At 36.9% G+C, this 579-nt stretch carries 1 protein-coding gene and 1 pseudogene; both read right to left on the bottom strand.

Features of this window, described 5'->3' with window-relative positions; all coding sequences use genetic code 11:
* Window positions 1-183 (bottom strand): annotated as a pseudogene (locus AC1DRF_RS31685) (SAM-dependent methyltransferase); the annotation flags it as partial.
* A gap of 67 nt (window positions 184-250) precedes the next feature.
* A partial coding sequence (locus AC1DRF_RS31690) for a DUF3147 family protein (RefSeq protein WP_477742786.1) occupies window positions 251-579 on the bottom strand: 329 nt, incomplete at its 5' end.

The raw sequence follows: 579 nt of genomic DNA on the forward strand, positions 1-579 counted from the left end.
CCGTACCTCCGTACCTTGCTGCAAGGCATGAGCAGTAAAAGAACAGGCCCCGCTAGCACAGTCTAACACTTTTTTTCCTTTTAAATACTTTTCATTCAAATTAAACATAGCTCTATACTCTTCAAACGTTCTGCCGATAAAAACAACTCGGTCAATTCCTAACTTTTTCTCTGCTAAACTCAACTCTACTCAGCTCCTATCTTTTACTTAGACTTTCATTTTACAGAAAATTGGATTAAATTCCAATAATTTATGTAGTAATTAGTTTAACCACTATCTTTTGAAGGCCTAAAAACAGGCTCCAACACATAACTCCTATTGATAAACTCATAAACAAATGAAGAGAGTTTTTTAAGCAAATATAGACGACAGCAAGTAGTAAAATAGTGCCTGGCAGTCCATAAAGAACGCCTAGTGTAAACTGACTGACTACTTCCTTTTTTTCTCCTTGCACTGATAACCATATAATACTTAGTAAGCTCACAATTGGAAGGGCAGCCACAATTCCACCGTATGTCGGAAATYTWTTATTGCAGGGGTAACAGAAATGGCCAAAAGATTTCCGACATACGGTGGAAT

It is taken from the genome of Priestia sp. P5_B4, from assembly GCF_056400385.1.